This is a genomic window from Bifidobacterium sp. ESL0827, from assembly GCF_052606685.1.
Genome location: NZ_CP199597.1, coordinates 1,095,477 through 1,113,031, shown reverse-complemented (window position 1 = coordinate 1,113,031; position 17,555 = coordinate 1,095,477). Strand labels below are relative to the sequence as shown.

The 17,555-nt window shown below is 57.6% G+C and carries 10 protein-coding genes; 5 read left to right on the top strand and 5 right to left on the bottom strand.

From position 1 onward, the window contains the following. Positions 1 to 331: 331 nt before the first annotated feature. Positions 332 to 1,228, bottom strand: a complete 897-nt coding sequence (locus tag ACUIAI_RS04390; protein ID WP_198190910.1) for a pyridoxamine kinase — start codon at positions 1,226 to 1,228, stop codon at positions 332 to 334. A gap of 266 nt (positions 1,229 to 1,494) precedes the next feature. Between ACUIAI_RS04390 and ACUIAI_RS04385 the strand changes: the two genes are divergently transcribed. From ACUIAI_RS04385 to ACUIAI_RS04365, 5 genes are all read left to right on the top strand, one after another. Then, positions 1,495 to 2,814 (top strand): O-acetylhomoserine aminocarboxypropyltransferase/cysteine synthase family protein, encoded by a 1,320-nt coding sequence (locus tag ACUIAI_RS04385; RefSeq protein WP_445341651.1) that lies wholly within the window; start codon positions 1,495 to 1,497, stop codon positions 2,812 to 2,814. A gap of 194 nt (positions 2,815 to 3,008) precedes the next feature. After that, positions 3,009 to 3,899: an ABC transporter ATP-binding protein gene (locus ACUIAI_RS04380; RefSeq protein WP_445341650.1), complete on the top strand. Its 891-nt coding sequence runs from the start codon at positions 3,009 to 3,011 to the stop codon at positions 3,897 to 3,899. A gap of 11 nt (positions 3,900 to 3,910) precedes the next feature. Then, complete coding sequence (locus tag ACUIAI_RS04375; RefSeq protein WP_445341649.1) at positions 3,911 to 6,604, top strand: ABC transporter permease; 2,694 nt, start codon at positions 3,911 to 3,913, stop codon at positions 6,602 to 6,604. Between the two features lie 445 nt (positions 6,605 to 7,049). Continuing rightward, positions 7,050 to 7,934: an ABC transporter ATP-binding protein gene (locus ACUIAI_RS04370; RefSeq protein ID WP_445341648.1), complete on the top strand. Its 885-nt coding sequence runs from the start codon at positions 7,050 to 7,052 to the stop codon at positions 7,932 to 7,934. 31 nt (positions 7,935 to 7,965) lie between these two features. Further along, positions 7,966 to 10,620: an ABC transporter permease gene (locus ACUIAI_RS04365; protein WP_445341647.1), complete on the top strand. Its 2,655-nt coding sequence runs from the start codon at positions 7,966 to 7,968 to the stop codon at positions 10,618 to 10,620. Between the two features lie 19 nt (positions 10,621 to 10,639). On the opposite strand, the gene ACUIAI_RS04360 is transcribed toward ACUIAI_RS04365, so the two are convergent. The 4 genes from ACUIAI_RS04360 to ACUIAI_RS04345 all read right to left on the bottom strand — a co-directional run bounded on the left by ACUIAI_RS04360 (position 10,640) and on the right by ACUIAI_RS04345 (position 17,170). Next, on the bottom strand, positions 10,640 to 11,329 hold the full coding sequence (locus ACUIAI_RS04360) for a response regulator (RefSeq protein ID WP_046323043.1): 690 nt from the start codon (positions 11,327 to 11,329) through the stop codon (positions 10,640 to 10,642). A gap of 351 nt (positions 11,330 to 11,680) precedes the next feature. Further along, positions 11,681 to 14,371, bottom strand: a complete 2,691-nt coding sequence (locus ACUIAI_RS04355; RefSeq protein WP_445341646.1) for a DUF7134 domain-containing protein — start codon at positions 14,369 to 14,371, stop codon at positions 11,681 to 11,683. 723 nt (positions 14,372 to 15,094) lie between these two features. Then, the gene (locus tag ACUIAI_RS04350) at positions 15,095 to 16,078 is read right to left on the bottom strand and encodes a ribokinase (RefSeq protein WP_445341645.1); all 984 of its coding nucleotides are present in this window, start codon (positions 16,076 to 16,078) and stop codon (positions 15,095 to 15,097) included. Positions 16,079 to 16,132: 54 nt separating this feature from the next. After that, a complete protein-coding gene (locus tag ACUIAI_RS04345; protein WP_445341644.1) occupies positions 16,133 to 17,170 on the bottom strand; it encodes a LacI family DNA-binding transcriptional regulator in 1,038 nt (345 codons plus the stop codon). Between the last annotated feature and the right edge of the window lie 385 nt (positions 17,171 to 17,555).

Sequence of the window (17,555 nt, the reverse complement as noted above, 5' to 3'; positions counted from 1 at the left end):
GCAAAGCGGAACTAAGTAAAACAGAAACCAAGGAAACACAAACGCACGATACAAATAGAGAGAAATAAGCGAAGGGAGCAGAGCATCAGGCAACTAAGAAACCAGGAATAAAGAGATAACAGAGACCGGAAGGTACCGCCGGCGAATTCGCTGGCAACGCCTTCCGGTCTGCTGTGTTCGGGTTGCTCTATGACTGATTTGTCACATTGTCGACCACGCATCTGGCTGGCAAGAATGCGCCGATTAAGGCGGTCTAGGTTTTATTCATCCACCTTGGTCTTCCACTTTTGACAAATGCCCAGACTCCTATGTCGCTTTCGCGACCTTGGGCTCACAGCTCCTGCACCAGAGCAGTCATCTGCCCCAGGTCCAGCTCAAAACTGACCCCGCGTTGCTGATAGTCGGGTTGATTGCGCGTGTGCTGCATGGCCGAGCGGACGAATTCCCCGGCGATTCGGGCGGCATCGGCCAAGCCTCGTCCTGTAAAGAGCGCCCCGCAGAGGCTGGAGGCGAAGGCATCACCGGTGCCGTGAATCATGAAGGGCAGCTTGTCGTGGACCAGCTCGGTGCGCTCGCTGACTCCGCCATGATCCGCCGAGGCCACGAAGTTGCGCAGCTTGCCGTCCTTCCTGTCGATGCCCTTGATGATGACGTTTTTCGCGCCCATGTCCAGCAGACGGCCCAGACGCTCACCAACCTGGGCATCGTCGAGGTCCTGGCCTTCGTAGTCGATGCCGGTCAGCAGACTGACCTCGGTCAAGTTGGGCATGAGCAGGTCGGCTCCATCAACCAGATTGGTCACGGCCCGGCACATCTCCTCGGTGTAGGTGGGATACATTGATCCACCGTCGCCCATTACCGGGTCGACCAGCCTCAGGGCCTTGGGGTATTCCCGATACATGCGCTGAATAATGTCAACCTGTTCGGCGCTGCCCAGGAACCCGCTGTAGATCCCGTCCAGGTCGACACCCTCCTTCTGCCAGGCATCCAGGTATCTCGGCAGCATCTCGGTGGTGTCGTGGAAGGTGTAGTCCTTGAACATGGTGTGCGCGCTGAACAGGGCTGTAGGCACCGGGCAAACGTCGCATCCGGCCGCCGAAAGAATGGGGATGGCGGCCGTCAGCGAGCACTTGCCATACCCGCACATGTCATGCACAGCGGCGACTCGGGGGATGTACTTGTTGTCGCGCTGGTAGAGCCTGTTCTGATCGTCCGTCTGTCCGGCCATCTTTTGAACTCCTTCATGCCTGCTGAGGCTGTCCGCATCGAAGCTTTCTCCGTTGCTTACTCGACTCTACAGCGGAGGGATTAAACGGGTACTGCCGCGTGTGCAATGTCGAGACAAAAAGGCCCGCTTTCAACCTTTTGGAAGCTGTTATAAAAAAGGACGATACCGAAAAGTCCTTTTTGGCTTGAACAGGTGGGCTTGGGCCGCTTATGGTCACATTCAAGAACTTACAAGAGTACGCACGTCACCAACAGATAGGAATCGACATGACTGACCAGAACCCGCACAAGTACCATTTCGAGACGCTTCAGCTCCACGTGGGCCAGGAGCAGGCCGACCCCGCCACTGATTCCCGGGCCGTGCCCATCTACGCCACCACCAGCTACGTCTTCCACGACTTCGACCACGCCGAAGCTCGGTTCGCGCTGAAGGATCCGGGCAACATCTACGGCCGTCTGACCAACTCCACCCAGGGGGTCTTCGAGGACAGGATCGCCGCCTTGGAGAACGGCACTGCCGGCTTGGCCGTGGCATCAGGGGCAGCCGCAGTGGAGTATGCATTCCGGAACATCACCCAGACCGGAGACCATATCGTGTCCTCCAAGAACATCTACGGCGGAACCTTCAACCTCCTCAAGCACACTTTGCCCCGCGATGGTGTCGAGACCACCTTCGTGGATCCTTCGGACCCATCCAACTTCGAGTCGGCCATCCAGGAGAACACCAAGCTGGTCTTCTTTGAGACCTTCGGCAACCCCAACGCCGACCTGCCCGACTTCGAGGCCATCTCCAAGATCGCCCATGACCACAACCTGCCGGTGATTGTAGACAATACCTTCGCCACTCCTTACCTGTTCCGTCCGCTGGAGCACGGCGCTGACATCGTCGTGGAATCGGCCACCAAGTTCATCGGTGGCCATGGCACCACCTTGGGCGGGGTAGTCGTGGAAGGCGGCAAGTTCGACTGGGCGGCAGTTCCCGGCAAGTTCCCCACCCTGACTGAGCCTGACCCCAGCTACCACGGTCTGCGCTTCTACCAGGATCTGGGTGCTGCGGCCTTCATCACCCGCATTCGTGCCATCCTCCTGCGCGACACTGGCGCCGTCATCTCGCCCTTCGCAGCCTTCCTCCTCCTGCAAGGGACCGAGACGCTCTCGCTGAGGGTTGAGCGCCACGTTGAGAACGCCCTGAAGGTAGTGGACTACCTGCAGACCGTGCCGGAGGTGGAGTCGGTCAGCCACCCGGCCATCGAGGGGCGCCCCGACCACGAGCTCTACAAGCGCTACTTCCCGAACGGCGCCGGCTCCATCTTCACCTTCGATCTAAAGGGCGGCAAGGATGCGGCCAGGGTTTTCATCAACAACCTACATCTCTTCTCACTTCTGGCCAACGTGGCTGATGTGAAGTCGCTGGCCATCCATCCAGCATCGACCACCCACTCCCAGGAGACACCGGAGGAGCTGGAGGATCAGGCAATCCATCCCGGCACCATCAGGCTCTCCATCGGAACGGAGAACATTGAGGACATTCTGGATGACCTCAAGGGTGCCTTCCAGGCATTGAAGGAGTCCGGTCTGGCCAAGTAGCCGACAATCAAACTTCCTTCTTGGTGCCGTATCCGCGTGATATATGACCGAGAAGAGGAAGAAGCACAAGGTGCCTGTCGAAACCTCATTACGTTTCGATGGGCACTTTTGTATATGTTTCCCTCTTCCCCTCTCCGGTGGCGGACAGCATCTGACTGGTCAGGCGGAAATATTGTGGTGGGTAAAATGGAAGCATGAAACATGGAGCAAAGACGAGGACGTCTTCTGATTTGTCGTCCGGTGCGGGGAAACCGAGGCAGATCGCCCAGGTGGCCATCAAGGCCAAGGGACTGACCAAGGACTATGGGAGTGGGGAGAACCTGGTCCATGCCCTACGGGGTGTTGATGTCGAATTCGAACGGGGCAGGTTCACAGTCATCATGGGTCCCTCCGGGTCGGGCAAGTCCACTCTCATGCATGCCTTGGCCGGCTTGGACACCGCTACCTCCGGACATGTCTACCTGAATGGGGCCGATGCTGCCGGGGTGAAGGGCAGTCGAGCCAGCCGCCATGGAGGGCGGAGGGGAGTGGTCGACCTGACCAAGCTCAACGACAATCAGCTGACCCTCTTGAGGCGCCAGAGCCTGGGCTTTATTTTCCAAAGCTTCAACCTCCTGCCCATGTTTACGGCCAAGCAGAACATCCTCATGCCTCTGATCCTGGATGGGGCCAAGCCAGACACAGCCTGGCTGGAGGTTCTGGCCAAGACCCTGGGCTTGGAGGAGAGGCTGAGCCACCGGCCCAGCGAGCTTTCGGGCGGTCAGCAGCAACGTGTGGCCATCGCCAGGGCCCTCATTACCAAACCTTCCATTGTCTTTGCAGACGAACCCACCGGAAACTTGGACACAGCCTCTTCGACCGAGGTCCTCAGCTTTCTGCGGGACTCGGTCCGCGAGCTGGGACAGACCATCATCATGGTCACACATGATGTTTTTGCGGCCTCCTTTGCCGACCGCGCTCTGGTCTTTGCGGATGGGCGAATCGTGGCAGACCAGGACAGACCCACTGTGGATTCTATGAACGCACTGCTCTCCGAGGAGGTCATGGCCTCCGCGGCTACAGCTGACTCGGCTGCTCATCGCTGAGGGTAATGCTTATGTTGTTCGTTGCCAGAAAAATGATGCGGCATGACCTGGGCATGATGGTTCCCGCCGGTATCGCCATTGTCGTCGGAACACTGTTTATTGCCATGACCTTCCTCTTCGGTAACACCATGGACGTTTCCATGCGGCGGATGGTCTCATCCGATGCTGCGCAGGCCAACTACGCCATCATCCCAGCGGAAGGGAGCCATTCCGATCAGAAGAGGGTGAAGGACTTCAAAACCGAGGAGCTGGCAAAAGTCCCAGGCGTTCACGGAGTCAGATCAGACACGCAGCTCATGGTGGATGTTCGCGCCGGCAAGATCAAAAGCGAGAGTGTGATTGCCATTCCCATGGCGGATTCATCGCTGATGCCGGTCGGTTTGTCCAAGGGATCCTGGCCCAGCGCTGATGACCAAGTGGTCTTACCCGGGCCGACTGTGTCCAGACTCAAGCTCTCCCTGGGTGACAAGGTGAATCTGAACCTCTCGCCTAACATGCTGTATATTTCCGATGACCTTGGGCCGAAAGGGCAGGCCAGCGTTGACCAGGTTGTGGGCAGGTTCATATCGAAGCCCCTGACCTTGTCGGGCGTCAGCTCGAACCAGGGCAACGAGGGCGGCGAGTTTGGCGAGTCAGGCGGCGCAATCGTGCTGACCCCCAAGACCATAGATGCTTTTATGGCTACAGCAGGTCTTGGTGAAATGGGTAACCTGTATGCCCAGAACGTTTACCTGAATGTTGGCGGGCAGGGAAGCGACCTTGATGGGAGTCTGGCTTCTCTGCGCAGGCTCATGCCTTCCGGCTATTCCCTTGAAGACCGTCACACCATGGAGGACCGACTGGTCAAGACCGCGCTCGGTGGTTCCCAAAACCCCGTGACCACTTTCCTTCTGGTCTTTGGCACACTGGCCATGTTCGTGGCTGCCACCGTCATCGCCAACACCTTCCAGGTCATGGTTGCTCGGCAACGTCGCTACCTGGCCCTCCTGAGGACTATAGGCGCCAATAAGAGCCAGGTCAGGGCCAGCGTCCTGATTCGTTCCATCATCCTGGGCGCTGTGGCATCCTTGATCGGGGTCGGCGCCGCCATTGGCATCATGGCTATTCTGGGTGCAGTTAAGGCTCATACGAATTCCCTCTACTTCCAATTGAAGCTGACTCCGGCGGTTATCCTGGTGCCTCTCGTTTTCGGCATCGTCGTTACGATCTTGGCCTCCCTCAACTCCTCATGGGCCGCCACTAGAGTCAGTCCTTTGGAGGCGCTGAGGCCTGCTGATCTTCTGGAGAACAAACAGACGAGCAGGATACGTCTGTTTTTCAGCGTTGTCATGATTCTGTCGGGCATCACCATGACTGTCTGGTCTCTCTGGCAGGTCAGGCTCAATGTCGCGGGAGACAAGGCCGGCAAGGCATATGGAGACGGGCCGAATATTGTTGCTGTCATAGCTGTCATTGGCATTATCCTTGCCTTTCTGGGCATTTTGCTCAGTGCCAATCGTTGGATTCCTTTCATGCTCAAGGGAATCGGATCCCTGGTTTCGCGGGTTGGGCCCTCGTCCACAATCGCCGTGGCTAACATCGCGCGGAATCATTCCCGTGTGGCGGCAACAGGTACCGCACTCCTGATCGGCGTGACACTGGTCGCCACGCTGGTCACAGGCGCCGCTAGCGCCAAGCAGACTATGGCCGACATGCTGGATGAGCACTACTCAGTCGATTTGCAGATCAGCGCTGATGGTCTGGATGCCAAGGCTCTGAACGACATTCGACGGATCGACGGGGTTGCACAGGCCGAGCTGGTGCCCCAGTATGCAGCCATGGTCAAATCAGGCGGCGAGAACGGGTCGGGAATGACTATTTTCGCCCTGGATGCGCATAAGATCGATCGTCTTCTGAACTCCAGGGTCGGAAAGGATCTTTCCGGACCGGATGCCCTGCTGCTTCCAGAAAGCCTCATGGACAAGCAGAAGGATTTTCACGACGGCGGGAATCTTGGGCTCAATATTCTCAGCCCGATTCAAGGCGACGCTCATGGCGGATCCACGTCGGTGGCTCAAAGACTCTTCGTAACTAGCATCTATGCGCCCTACCAGGGGATTGATGCCAGCAATTTATATGGCATGACCGACTCATCCTTGCTAAATGGCGTCCAGCCTCAGACCGTGCAGATCTGGGCCAAGGTTGATGGCTCGCCAACAGTCTCGACGTTTATGGACAAGGTGAAGAGTGCGCTTTCTGGATATTCGGCTGTTTCCGTGAAGGGTGGGTTGGCTGAAAAGCAGCAGTGGGATCGGACCATCGACAGCCTGCTCATGATTATCCTGGGCCTGCTTGCGGTTGCAGTGGCCATCGCCCTGATCGGCGTAGCCAACACGCTTTCCCTGTCGGTGTTGGAACGTCGGCGGGAGTCTGCCACCCTGCGGGCCATCGGGATGACCCGCAAACAGATCAGACGTTCCCTGGCTGTGGAGTCAGGTCTGATAGCCCTGGGGTCGTCCTTGTCCGGCATGGTCCTGGGCCTGCTCTTCGGCTGGGCTGCAGCCTATGAGATCTTCTCCTCTCTGGGGACGGTGGCTTTCCCGATTCCTTGGTCCATTGGCCTGGTGATTCTGCTGGTAGCGCTCGTAGCGGCGATTCTGGCAAGCGTCCTGCCTGCAAGGCGCGTCAACCGGACTCCACCGGTCGTGGCTCTAGCAGAGGAATGACGACCAGCAGTCAGATCGCATCAGAACCAGCCAACTTTCACCAAGGCGCACCTTGGTTGGCGTCGGGAATGAATGATTTATTCTGCCAGATGATGTTTTCCTTGAGGCTGCTTGGAAGCGCGCCGGCTTGATCGCGGGGACCTCGTTATTCTCGTAGTCGATTAAGGGGATCGAGGCAATTGTCTCAATCCTCTGGTCTGATGGATCCATGTCTTTAGGCTCATGTCTTTTGTGCTGAACATGATTTGCTTCATCTCCGCAGAGTCCATCCCCCGTCGCCCGCGTTGATTTGAATGGTGCCAGCCTAACAGGAAGAGTTCTTCAGTGCACTCATCCGTAAGGATGATTATCTTCATCGCTCCTAGGGAGCATATCGCTGCAGCCGATAGCCGGATACGGTCGGAAGCTGACGGGAGAAAGGCTTCCTCGCGGATAAAGGAGCACCATGCAGAACAAAGCGGATACTTCGTCTTCACAAGGTTTAATCGACAGAGCAGTCTCGGGTGTCGCGGGACCGCCTGCCGTCAGTGCCAGACAGCTGACCAAGGATTATGGGCAAGGTTCGAACGTCGTCCATGCCCTGCGCGGAATTGACGTGAATTTTGAGCAAGGCCGGTTCACTGCCATCATGGGCCCTTCAGGTTCAGGCAAATCAACACTTATGCACGTTCTGGCTGGTCTGGATAATGTCACCTCAGGCCATGTCTATATGGCCGCTGATCTTCTGCATTCGAAGAGCGGAGATCGTCACCATCCATCGATTGATCAGGCCGGCCGAGTCGACCTGACACGAATGGACGACCGTCAGTTGACCCTTATCAGGAGACGGCATCTGGGATTCATCTTCCAGAGCTTCAACCTATTGCCTATGTTCACTGCCAAACAGAACATCCTCATGCCGCTGGTACTGGACGATGTTCGGCCCGACACCTCATGGATGGAGCAGCTGGTAGAGACTCTGGGATTGTCGGAGAGGTTGGACCATCGGCCCAGCGAGCTCTCGGGTGGCCAGCAGCAGCGTGTGGCCATTGCCAGGGCCCTCATCACCAAGCCTTCAATCGTCTTTGCGGACGAGCCTACGGGAAACCTGGACACGGTTTCCTCGACCGAGGTGCTCAGCTTCCTTCGGGATTCGGTCCGCGAGCTGGGGCAGACCGTCATCATGGTCACTCATGATGCCTATGCCGCATCCTATGCCGACCGTGCGCTGGTCTTTGCAGACGGACAGATCGTTGCGGACCGACAGGATCCGACGGTGAAGGCCATGAATGACCTTCTGTCTGAACAAGTGTCGGCTGGCACTGCTGGCGATTCCCAGGTACGGGACTAGGGGGTGCACTGTGTGGCGGATAACCCGTACGATGATGAAGCGCGATGCACGTATGATGATGCCGGCTGGCCTGGCCATCGTGATCGGCGCCCTCTTTATCTGCCTGACGCTCCTTTTTGGCAACGTGGCGAATGCCTCCATGCGTCGTGAGATTAGCCTGGATGCCGGTCGAGCCAACTATGCTGTGACCTCCAGAAAGGATCAGGACAAGCCAATCCTGTTCGACAAGTTTGACAGCAAAGGACTGTCGAAATTGCAGGGGGTTCGTGGTCTGCGCCCTGATGTCAGCCTCATGATGGATATGGAAGCAAACGGTCAGTCCAGCAAGGGGATTCTTGCCATTGCGGGTGCCAGGCAGGAACTCATGCCTGTTGATCTGGACCGGGGGCAATGGCCGGATTCAGATGATCAGGTTGTGTTGCCGCATTCCGTTTCCGACAGGCTCCGTGTGGGTCTGGGCGATAAGGTGCGCCTGCATTTGTCCTCGGCGATGCTGCCAGGTGGTGATAGCGATAGTGCTCAGGATTCTTCAAGTAAAGAACGCCTTGTTGACCAAGGCACTGTAGACTTGACCATCTCAGGCATCAGCAAGAGCCATGGAGGAAAGTACGACGACTTCGGCGGAGCTGTGGTGCTGACGGGTACTCGGATTGATCGTCTGCTGAGTATGGCGGGAATGGTTGGACTGGAGTCCCCTCCTGTGGGAAACATCTATCTGCAGGTTGATGGCCAGGGCAAGGAACTCCAGAACACTCTGCAAAATATCAGTCGATACGTTCCCGACGGATACCAGCTGGAGGACCGTCGTGCCATGGAGGACAGACTGCTCAGTGAGCAGACCGGCAATGTTGTGAACTTCATGACTGTTTTCCTCATGACTTTCGGTGTGCTGGCCATGGTGGTGGCTGCCCTGGTGATTGCCAACACCTTCCAGATCATGGTGGCCAGACAGCGCAGGTATCTGGCCCTGCTGAGGGTTATTGGTGCTGATCGATGGCAAATCAGGGCAGGCGTGTTGCAGCAGGCCCTGTTCCTTGGCGTTATATCTTCCCTGGTCGGCATCTTGTTGGCTATGGGATTGATGGGCCTTGCCGGTTGCCTTGGTTTGCATTCGGGCACCATGAAGCTTGAACTTCTGCTTACACCTACAGCCCTTCTGGTTCCGTTTGTGCTCGGCGTTCTGGCAACCTTGGTGGCTGCCTTTGGGTCTACTCGTACGGCTATCAGGGTCAGACCGCTTGAAGCCCTGCAACCAGTGGATCATCAGGAACAAGGCAGCAGGAAGCGGACCGGTTTGTGGATCAGCATCCTGCTGGCAGTCAGTGGCTTGGTATTCGTGATCTGGTCCTCTTGGCGCGTCACAGAGCTGGTCAGGACAAACTCTGGCGATACAGTCCAGACCAGTAATCAGCAGGAATTATTGCTAGGTCTTGCGGTATTGGGTGTTTTGCTGATTTTCCTGGGTGCCCTGATGGGTGCGCGTCGATGGATTCCGGCTCTTCTGCGTTGCCTGGGTGCACCTGTGTCCAAGATTGGACCATCCTGCAGGGTCGGAGTGGCGAATATCGCTCGAAATCCCTCACGAGTCGCTGCCACAGGTGTTGCTCTGCTGATCGGCGTAACCTTGGTTTCCACTCTGGCTGCAGGTGCGGTAACCACTAAACGGACCTTGGCCAAGGATATTGATCAGCGTTATTCCTTGGATATTGAAATATCCGGTCAGGGGCTAAATAAGAATAATGTGCGGGCCATTAAGCGTATCGAAGGTGTTGCTGATGCAGAGCTTGTGCAGCGGTTCAATGCCGAGGTCGAGTCAGGAGGCCCCTCACAAGATTCCATGACTGTCTATGCCTTGGATGCTTCACGGATTAGGCGTGTGCTACATGCCAATCTGGGTCCAGGTATGCAAAGGTCTGATGCGTTGTTGGTGTCGACCAGAACGATTTCCAAGCATTCCGGTTACCGGGATGGAAGTCAGTTGAAGTTGTTGATAGCTGATCCTCAGGCGGACGATGAACGTGGAAAAGAGGCAGACGCAAGAAGAACATTGACTGGGGTCTTTGCCGGATTCGGCGGGCTGGATACCAGTGGCGTCTATGCAATCACGGACTCTCAAAATGTTGCCGGGATTGACACCAAGACGCATGAAATCTGGATCAGGACGCAGGGAGATCGCGATGCTGCACTGCTCTTGGATGACATACGTCAGGCTGTTGGAGAGCATGACGACATGGCTATGAGCGGAGGGCTGACGCAGAAGAGGATATGGGGTGAAAGAATCGATTCCTTGTTGGCAATCATGGTGGCATTGCTGGGGGTTGCCGTCATTATCGCCCTCATTGGGGTCTCCAACACTTTGATGATGTCGGTGCTGGAACGCCGTCGTGAGACTGCCACACTCAGGGCAATCGGCATGAGCAGCGTCCAGGTTCGCCGATCCTTGGGAGTGGAGGCCTGCATGATTGCCCTAGGAGCCAGTCTGGCTGGAATGGTTCTAGGAACGCTATTCGGATGGATAGGAGCTTATCAGGTCTTTGTGCCTTTAGGGTCCGTGACCTTCACCGTTCCATGGTCGGCTTTTGCGCTGATACTGCCAGTGGCCTTGCTGGCTGCTGTGGTAGCAAGTGTGCTGCCAGCCAGGGAGGCAGTCAAGGTTTCACCTATTGAGGCGCTCAACGACGATTGATACCGCCTGACGGCCAGGTTCATACCAGGTGGTTTTCGTAAGCGAAGACCACCGCCTGGACGCGGTCGCGGGCATTGATCTTCTGAAGAATGTGAGTTACATGAGTTTTCACTGTGGGCAGTGAGATCCCCAGATTGTCGGCGATCTCCTGGTTGCTCAGGCCCTGGGCTATGTGAACCAGGACCTGCAGCTCACGATCAGTGAGCAGGTCCGCCTCGGGATCGCGATAGATCGATCCCGATGGCATGGACCCGGTCGCAGGCATGTCATGGGCCATATGTTCGATCAGGCGTTTTGTAGCCGAAGGAGCGATGATTGCATTGCCCTGGTGAACTGTACGGATGGAGGTCAGGAGGGTTTCAGGCTCGGTATCCTTGAGCAGAAATCCTGATGCGCCGGCTTTTATAGCCGCCATGACGTATTCGTCAAGATCGAAGGTGGTTAGCACAATGACCCTGGGCTCAGGGCGGTCAGGTGACAAAGCAGTGATCCGGCGGGTGGCTGTCAAACCGTCCATGCCGGGCATGCGGACATCCATGAGGATCACATCGGGCCGTAGGCGCGAGGCCAGATCCACTGCTTGCTCGCCGTCCGCGCCTTGGCCGACCACGGTCATGTCATCCTGGGAGCCGATAACCATGGCAAAGCCAGCCCGGACCAGATCCTGGTCGTCCACGATGGCAACGCTGATGGGTTCGGTCCGTTCCATGACTGCCTGCTTCTTTCCGCTAAATGGTGGCCAGCGCCACCATCCAATTTTATCTGAGTTGAGTGTTGCTCGGAATTACAACTGGATTTAACTTGGATCCAGGGTAATCGCTGTCTGGTTGATTGTTGATTGAGTAATTGTTGGCTAAGCGACTGTCGTCGGAGAGACTTTCAACTGGTGAAGTTATGCTCGTCAGCAATCGATTCCCCGAGTGCCTAATCTTCGGGTGCGTGGTTCATGGAGTGCTCAATTTTTCGATTGTGCTGATTACCTGACACGGTCATTTTCCTGTTTGCTATCCATAGGAGGTGCTCATCATCAAGAACGTTCACGCCTGGAGATTGGGTGGTCCTATTGGTCCGATGGGGCATGCTCTGGTTCCTTATCCTGTTGCGATTGTTGCGAATAGTTGTCAAGCTGATCATCAAGATCTACTGGCAGGGGTTTGGCTGGGTGAAGAGCCGGTATATGTGGGTTTTTACGGGTGGGCTCGCCAATATGGTTCCTGTCTGAGTTGAGGCTCTTGTTTGGGGAATCGGCGGTGTCCGTGTTTGAGCGCAAACCGGTGCTGGAACTGTGACGCAGGACGGTGAGCAGTTGTCGCATGCGAGCCAGGGCCTGGCGTCCTTGAGTTGCAATGTCGCCGAAGGCTTGCGCTACCTGCTCTGGGGAAGGGTTCACCCCCTTGACTTGATAATGGTTCAACTCGGAGATGGCTTTGGTAGTGGATGCAATGACTGTATTCAGGGTTGCAGCCACTTCTACCTGCATGGTAGAGCCAATGAGTTCGCGCTCTTGATTGGCTGCCAGAGCCTGGCTTTCCTGCAGGGTCTGGTTTAGCGCGCGCTCGCGTTCCTGCTGGAGGAGCAGGACCGAACCACGAGTACGTCGGCGTGAGGCAATCAGAATGGTCAGCAGACAGATCAAGGCCGGTGCGGCCATCACTATGAAAAGTGTTAAATGGGATACAGAGAAAGATGATTTTGCCGGGCCTTCTGTCATGTAGGCCAGAATGGTTGGACACCCTTGGTTATTGGCTACACATCTGACAGCCCATAAAACCGTATCCGTGATGACCGCCAACGGAACCCACCGTCGGGTGGTGTATTTACCGTAAACCATTGCTGAATATACAGCGACTGGGGATAAGACTGCAGCTTCTGGCAGCCAGGGCGAGAAGAGCAGCAGCAGGGCGGCAACTGCAGACACTATGGCGGCGCAAATGCCGGGACGGACCCTGCGCACAATCAGAGGCAAAGCGATACCTAGCGTGGCGATGACCTTTACTGGTCGGCCCGGATCATATTGTCGCATGACAGGTGCTATAGCAACAGCTTGACCTGGATTCTCTACCAATACGAGTCCGATTACCAAACCCAGGTCGGCCGTCAATGGATGGCGTTGAAACCAGACGAAGAGCGTGGAGACAATCGAGCGCAGGGACCATTGAGCTTGTCGATTGGCACGTATCCCCGCTTCAGGGTCGGACTTTGGCGGAGTGGCAAAAGGAATCCACGCTTGGAGGTGGTACCCGCCTTCTGTTTCGGGACCAGTTTGAAGGTTGCCTCCAAGAGAAGTCAGTCGTTCGCGCATCCCTATAAGACCGAAACCTGAATGCGTAGGTCGGTCCATCTGTGGCGGAGAATCTGAATTGGTAGAGGCATGGTCAAATGGGCGGTCGTCAATGGTTAGACACAAACCGTCCGTGAGCCACTGTTCTTCAACTAGCACAGCCGAAGCCGGAGCGGCATGCTTGCGAACATTGGTCAATGCTTCTTGCAGCACCCGGTAAGCAGTTATGGTGCGGCTGCGATCCAGCTTTTCTGGGCAGGGTCGGCCTTCAATGCGTCGGCTGAATTGGGATTCTGGCTGAGCAAGTCGGGCGGCATCTATCAGGTCTGACCATGATTTATAGCTGGTCGGCGGATTGTTTGAAGAGATGGCAACCGAAGGCCAGATACGCGCATTGTCGGCCGTATCAACGTTGGCCTTGGCAGTATTGGTGGCTGGACTCTCTTTGATTGTGTGAAGATGGCCGCTGGCTTGGCTCGGCTGAGTGCAATCTGTTCCGGCTGGATTCAGATTATGAGCGTTCCCGGATTGACTAGCGGAATTCGTTTGGGCAGTTGTTTGAGATTGGTCAAGCGGCTGGATATGGGCTGGGTCCGTTGGTGGTGGGGAAGAAGAGTGTTGGCCTGGAAGAGAATCCGCTGTCTTTTGGCTGGTTTCGGGTGCCGGGTTGGTTGGAGTCTTGAGTTTGCCGAAAAGCGAGCTCAGCTCACGTAGGGCGCGGCGGCTCTCTTGATCAATGGTGCGCATGATCTTGAGAGCAAGGTTCGTATCGGCTGTGGCTGCGTATCTGCCGGCATCTGCCTGCACGATGACGATGGACAGAGTGTGGGCGACGACATCGTGCATGTCACGTGCTATGCGGGCCCGCTCAGCGCTGGCAGACAGGGCCGCGCTTTGTTCTGCCTGCAGGGCCAAGGCGTGGTTGCGTCGCCGGGCCTCATCAATGGCATCCCTTCTGGTCCGCGTCCAGTAGGCTGCAACGATGGCTATGAGCAGCAGAAGCCCCTCGATCAGCAAATTCGATAGGAAGGTGATTGCCAGATCTTTGAATGAGGTCGGCAACATTGAGATATGATCCGGCCGCGTCTTGCCCGGAGGCAGAAACCCCAAATCGACCAATGTGAAGATAAGGCAGGATAGGGGCGTCATGACCCAGGCCACGGTCAGATAGAGTCGACGCCAGGATGGACGTCCGTAGAGCAGACAGGAATAGACCATCACCAGGCAGACTGCGTCGGAGAGCATGATGGCAGGTCCCAACAGGAGCTGAGCCAGAGCCACAGCGACGAAGAGCCCGGCTGCTACGTTCGGGAATCGGCGACGGATAACGACAGGGGCTATGAGCAGGACCGTCCACATCAGGATCAGGTTTTCCTGCAAGGGGATCAGGGCCCCATCTCGTAGATTGGCGCTGGAGCCGCTCACCAGCAGAAACAAAAGGATGGCGAAGAGGGCGTCAGTCAGTAGCATTCGATTATAGGACCTGGAGATTGGTCGCTGCGCTGTTTGACTGACTGTGTTCATGGAATCAACAATATTCGGGGACAGCGGGAGGTGCTATCAGTCCGAGGGATGATGAGGTCAAACGTGGTCCCAGGCTCTCGTAAGGTGGATGAGCCTGAGCAGTTGTAATCGGGAACGGGCGCTTAGTGGTGAGTCAAAAGATGGCGGCCTTGCATATGACGATTGGTGATCAGCTGTCTGACACTTGGGCAGACTTGTTGCCGCTCCTTGCCGTGGTGCTGCTCACGCATTCTACCATCGAATGATTCTCTGCATAGCATGCACGGCCAAGACACGCGCGTACTCTCCAATGCACGTCGCGACCCTTAGATGTATTTAACACTGGCGATAAGAACAGATTCAGTGCTTGGATTCAGACGGCAATAAAAGCGGATATCGGACTTGCCCTCAGTTGGTAATGGGTATGGATGCCATATTTGCACTCAAATGGCAACAAGTATGCATCCAGTATCCATCCATCCAGCCTGTATCGCACAGATACCAGTCAGGCCGACGAATCGTCGTGCATTTTTCGCAACGGTTCATCGGCCTGACAACGCAAGGGAGGGGGTCAGCAGCGCTCTACTTGTATAATCGGTGGACCCTGACCAGCGGACCCTGGTTACAAGATCCCGGTGGTCAGGATTCCGATAGCTCGACCTTGATGGCTCCGGCCCCGAACGTCCAAACTCAGGAGAAACGTAGCCTAATCTGCTCGGCCGTGCCGTAGGAGGCCTGCGCCCCCTGCCCGGTGGCGGCGTAGGCGGAGACGTAGGAGGCCAGCTGGGCGGCCTGCACCAGGGTCATGTCGGAGGCCAGGCCGGCCAGCACGGTGCCCATGAAGGCATCCCCGCAGCCAGTGGTGTCCACGGCGTCCACATGCACGGCGTGAATCCGGTAGGTCTGGCCATGGTCCAGCACCATGGATCCTTCGCCGCCCAAGGTGACAATGGCCCGGTGGAAGCCGAAGTCCTGCATGGTCTGGTTGATCTGGTCCCAGTCGGCCCCCAGCCAGTCGCCGTCCTCGGGTTCGTCGATGCCCAGAAGCTGAGCCATCTCATGCTCGTTGACCAGGATCAGGTCCGAGTTGGCGATCAGGTCGGCGGGCAGGTCGGCGCGGAATGGGGAGTCATTGAGCAGCACGGTCATGCCGGCCTCGTGGCCCATTCGCGCGGCCTCGGTGACCGTCTCGATGGGGCTCTCCAGGCACAAGCCCAGCACCTTGGCCGAGGTAAGGGCCTGGCGGGAGCGGTGGGCGTAGTCCACATCCACCTTGCCGTTGGAGCCGGGGGAGTAGACGATGGTGTTCTCACCGCGCGCATCCACAGTGATGACTGTGGTTCCGCTGGCTCCTGGCACGGTCATCACATGGGAGACATCCACTCCGGCGTTGCCCAGCTGTCCCAACAGGAAGTCGGCGTTAGAGTCGGATCCTACGGCCCCGAAGAGCCGCACCTGGGCGCCGATGCGGGCTGCGGTCGCTGCCTGGTTGGCCGACTTGCCCCCGGGAAGCACCTGCAGGGGACCTCCGTTGATGGTCTCGCCGGGCTTGGGCAGCCTGTCGGTGTTGACGGTGTAGTCCGCATTCATGGACCCGACCACCGAGATTGATCCCTTGATGGTATCCAGTCCTTTGAGCACTTGGTCGGATGCCGCCGCCATATCTTTAATCATGTTTCTCCGTTCCTTGATGAGCTTGTCCACCTTGTTGATCACACTGTGACAGGTTCAGGGATCCTGGCCGGTATGCGCGGGCGGGCGCCCCACCGAGGCGCAGTGGCGGTAGCTGGTCTGCAGCCGGACCGACCGCACGGGCGAGCCTGCCATCAGCTGCAGGAGCATGTCTACGCAGCGGGTCCCCATGGCATCGATTTGTTGGGAGATGGTCGACACTGCCGGGGTCAGGATGCGGAAGACGGGCAGGTCGTCGAAGGTGATCATGGACAGGTCCTCGCCGATGCCGATTCCTCGGGACTGGGCCGTTTTGATGGCGCGTATGGCATCCAGGGAGGACCCGAAGAGCAAGCCGGTGATTCCCTGCCGGGCCCAGAGGTCGATCATATCGGGGTCGAAAGTGCCGGTCTCTACCTGGCCGGTCAGGGGGTCGTCCATGCCCTCGATGCCTGCCAGCAGGTTCCGGTATACGTCCAGGCGTTCGCGGAAGGTGGCCGATTCCCTGAGGGGTCCGGGCACTAGGGTGATGCGTCGGTGGCCCTGGGCGTGCAGATCCTCAAGGGCCTGCCTCAGGCCGGGTTCGGGGTCGGCGTCCACGCAGGGGATGGCCCACCCATCGCGTCCGGCGGCACCTTCGGCGGCACGGTCCACGCAGACCAGGGGCAGCCCGCGTCGGGTCAGCTCCTCCAGGGTGTGGGAAGAGTGCGGCCCGGGCACGATGATGGCTCCGTCAATGTGCTGGCCCAGCAGATTGCGCACCTGGGCCCGGTCCTCGCCTGGGTCGCCCTGGATTGAGGTGCAGATCAGGGTCTGGAAGCCATGGTTGAGCAGCTGGCCCTGGATCAGGTAGGCCAGGTCCGCGAAGTAGGAGTTGCGGATGTCGGGGATGAGCAGGCCGATGGTGCGCGAGTGGGCGGAGTGCATGGATCGGGCTCGGGAGTCCGGCACATAGTGCAGGTCGTGGATGACCTGGTTGATGCGCTGTCGTGTGGCGGGGGAGATGCGCCCGGAGTCGTTGAGGGCTCGGGAGACCGTCGATACGGAGACACCGGCCCGTTGGGCCACATCCCTGATCGTCGCGTACGCCATCATGGCCTTTCGTCGAAGTGGTCGGCCGCCGGGCCGGACTGCCGACCTCGGCGGTTGCCTGACCGCCGCCCTGGGCAGGCGAACGGTTCTGACAGCCTTCAGTTATATCAGTGCGGTAACGATACCGCAACTTTTACAGCATGGCCCGTCAAGGCTTGGCTATGAGTGAAGGCGGGCGAGGCTGAATGCTCGAGGATGAGGCTGTTGTTTGCGCGAGTATGCTGGGGTAGGGAGATGAACAGCGGCCGGGCTGGCTGGGGGCTGTTAAGCCTCCTGACCGACCTGGCCGTGTTTCCTCCTCTGCCAGGCAGGGGCGGGGGCGTGCATGCCTGCCCTCGGTTTCCGCCTGCGGAAGTGTGGTGAGGCGCGGGAGGGAAGTGTTGGCTCT

What these genes read in the sequence shown, in the direction of transcription:
- ACUIAI_RS04385 (WP_445341651.1), top strand. Translation starts at nt 1,495, where the DNA reads ATGACTGACCAGAACCCGCACAAGTACCATTTCGAGACGCTTCAGCTC.
- ACUIAI_RS04380 (WP_445341650.1), top strand. Translation starts at nt 3,009, where the DNA reads ATGAAACATGGAGCAAAGACGAGGACGTCTTCTGATTTGTCGTCCGGT.
- ACUIAI_RS04390 (WP_198190910.1), bottom strand. Translation starts at nt 1,228, where the DNA reads ATGGCCGGACAGACGGACGATCAGAACAGGCTCTACCAGCGCGACAAC.
- ACUIAI_RS04360 (WP_046323043.1), bottom strand. Translation starts at nt 11,329, where the DNA reads ATGGAACGGACCGAACCCATCAGCGTTGCCATCGTGGACGACCAGGAT.
- ACUIAI_RS04375 (WP_445341649.1), top strand. Translation starts at nt 3,911, where the DNA reads ATGTTGTTCGTTGCCAGAAAAATGATGCGGCATGACCTGGGCATGATG.
- ACUIAI_RS04350 (WP_445341645.1), bottom strand. Translation starts at nt 16,078, where the DNA reads ATGATTAAAGATATGGCGGCGGCATCCGACCAAGTGCTCAAAGGACTG.
- ACUIAI_RS04370 (WP_445341648.1), top strand. Translation starts at nt 7,050, where the DNA reads ATGCAGAACAAAGCGGATACTTCGTCTTCACAAGGTTTAATCGACAGA.
- ACUIAI_RS04365 (WP_445341647.1), top strand. Translation starts at nt 7,966, where the DNA reads ATGATGAAGCGCGATGCACGTATGATGATGCCGGCTGGCCTGGCCATC.
- ACUIAI_RS04345 (WP_445341644.1), bottom strand. Translation starts at nt 17,170, where the DNA reads ATGATGGCGTACGCGACGATCAGGGATGTGGCCCAACGGGCCGGTGTC.
- ACUIAI_RS04355 (WP_445341646.1), bottom strand. Translation starts at nt 14,371, where the DNA reads ATGCTACTGACTGACGCCCTCTTCGCCATCCTTTTGTTTCTGCTGGTG.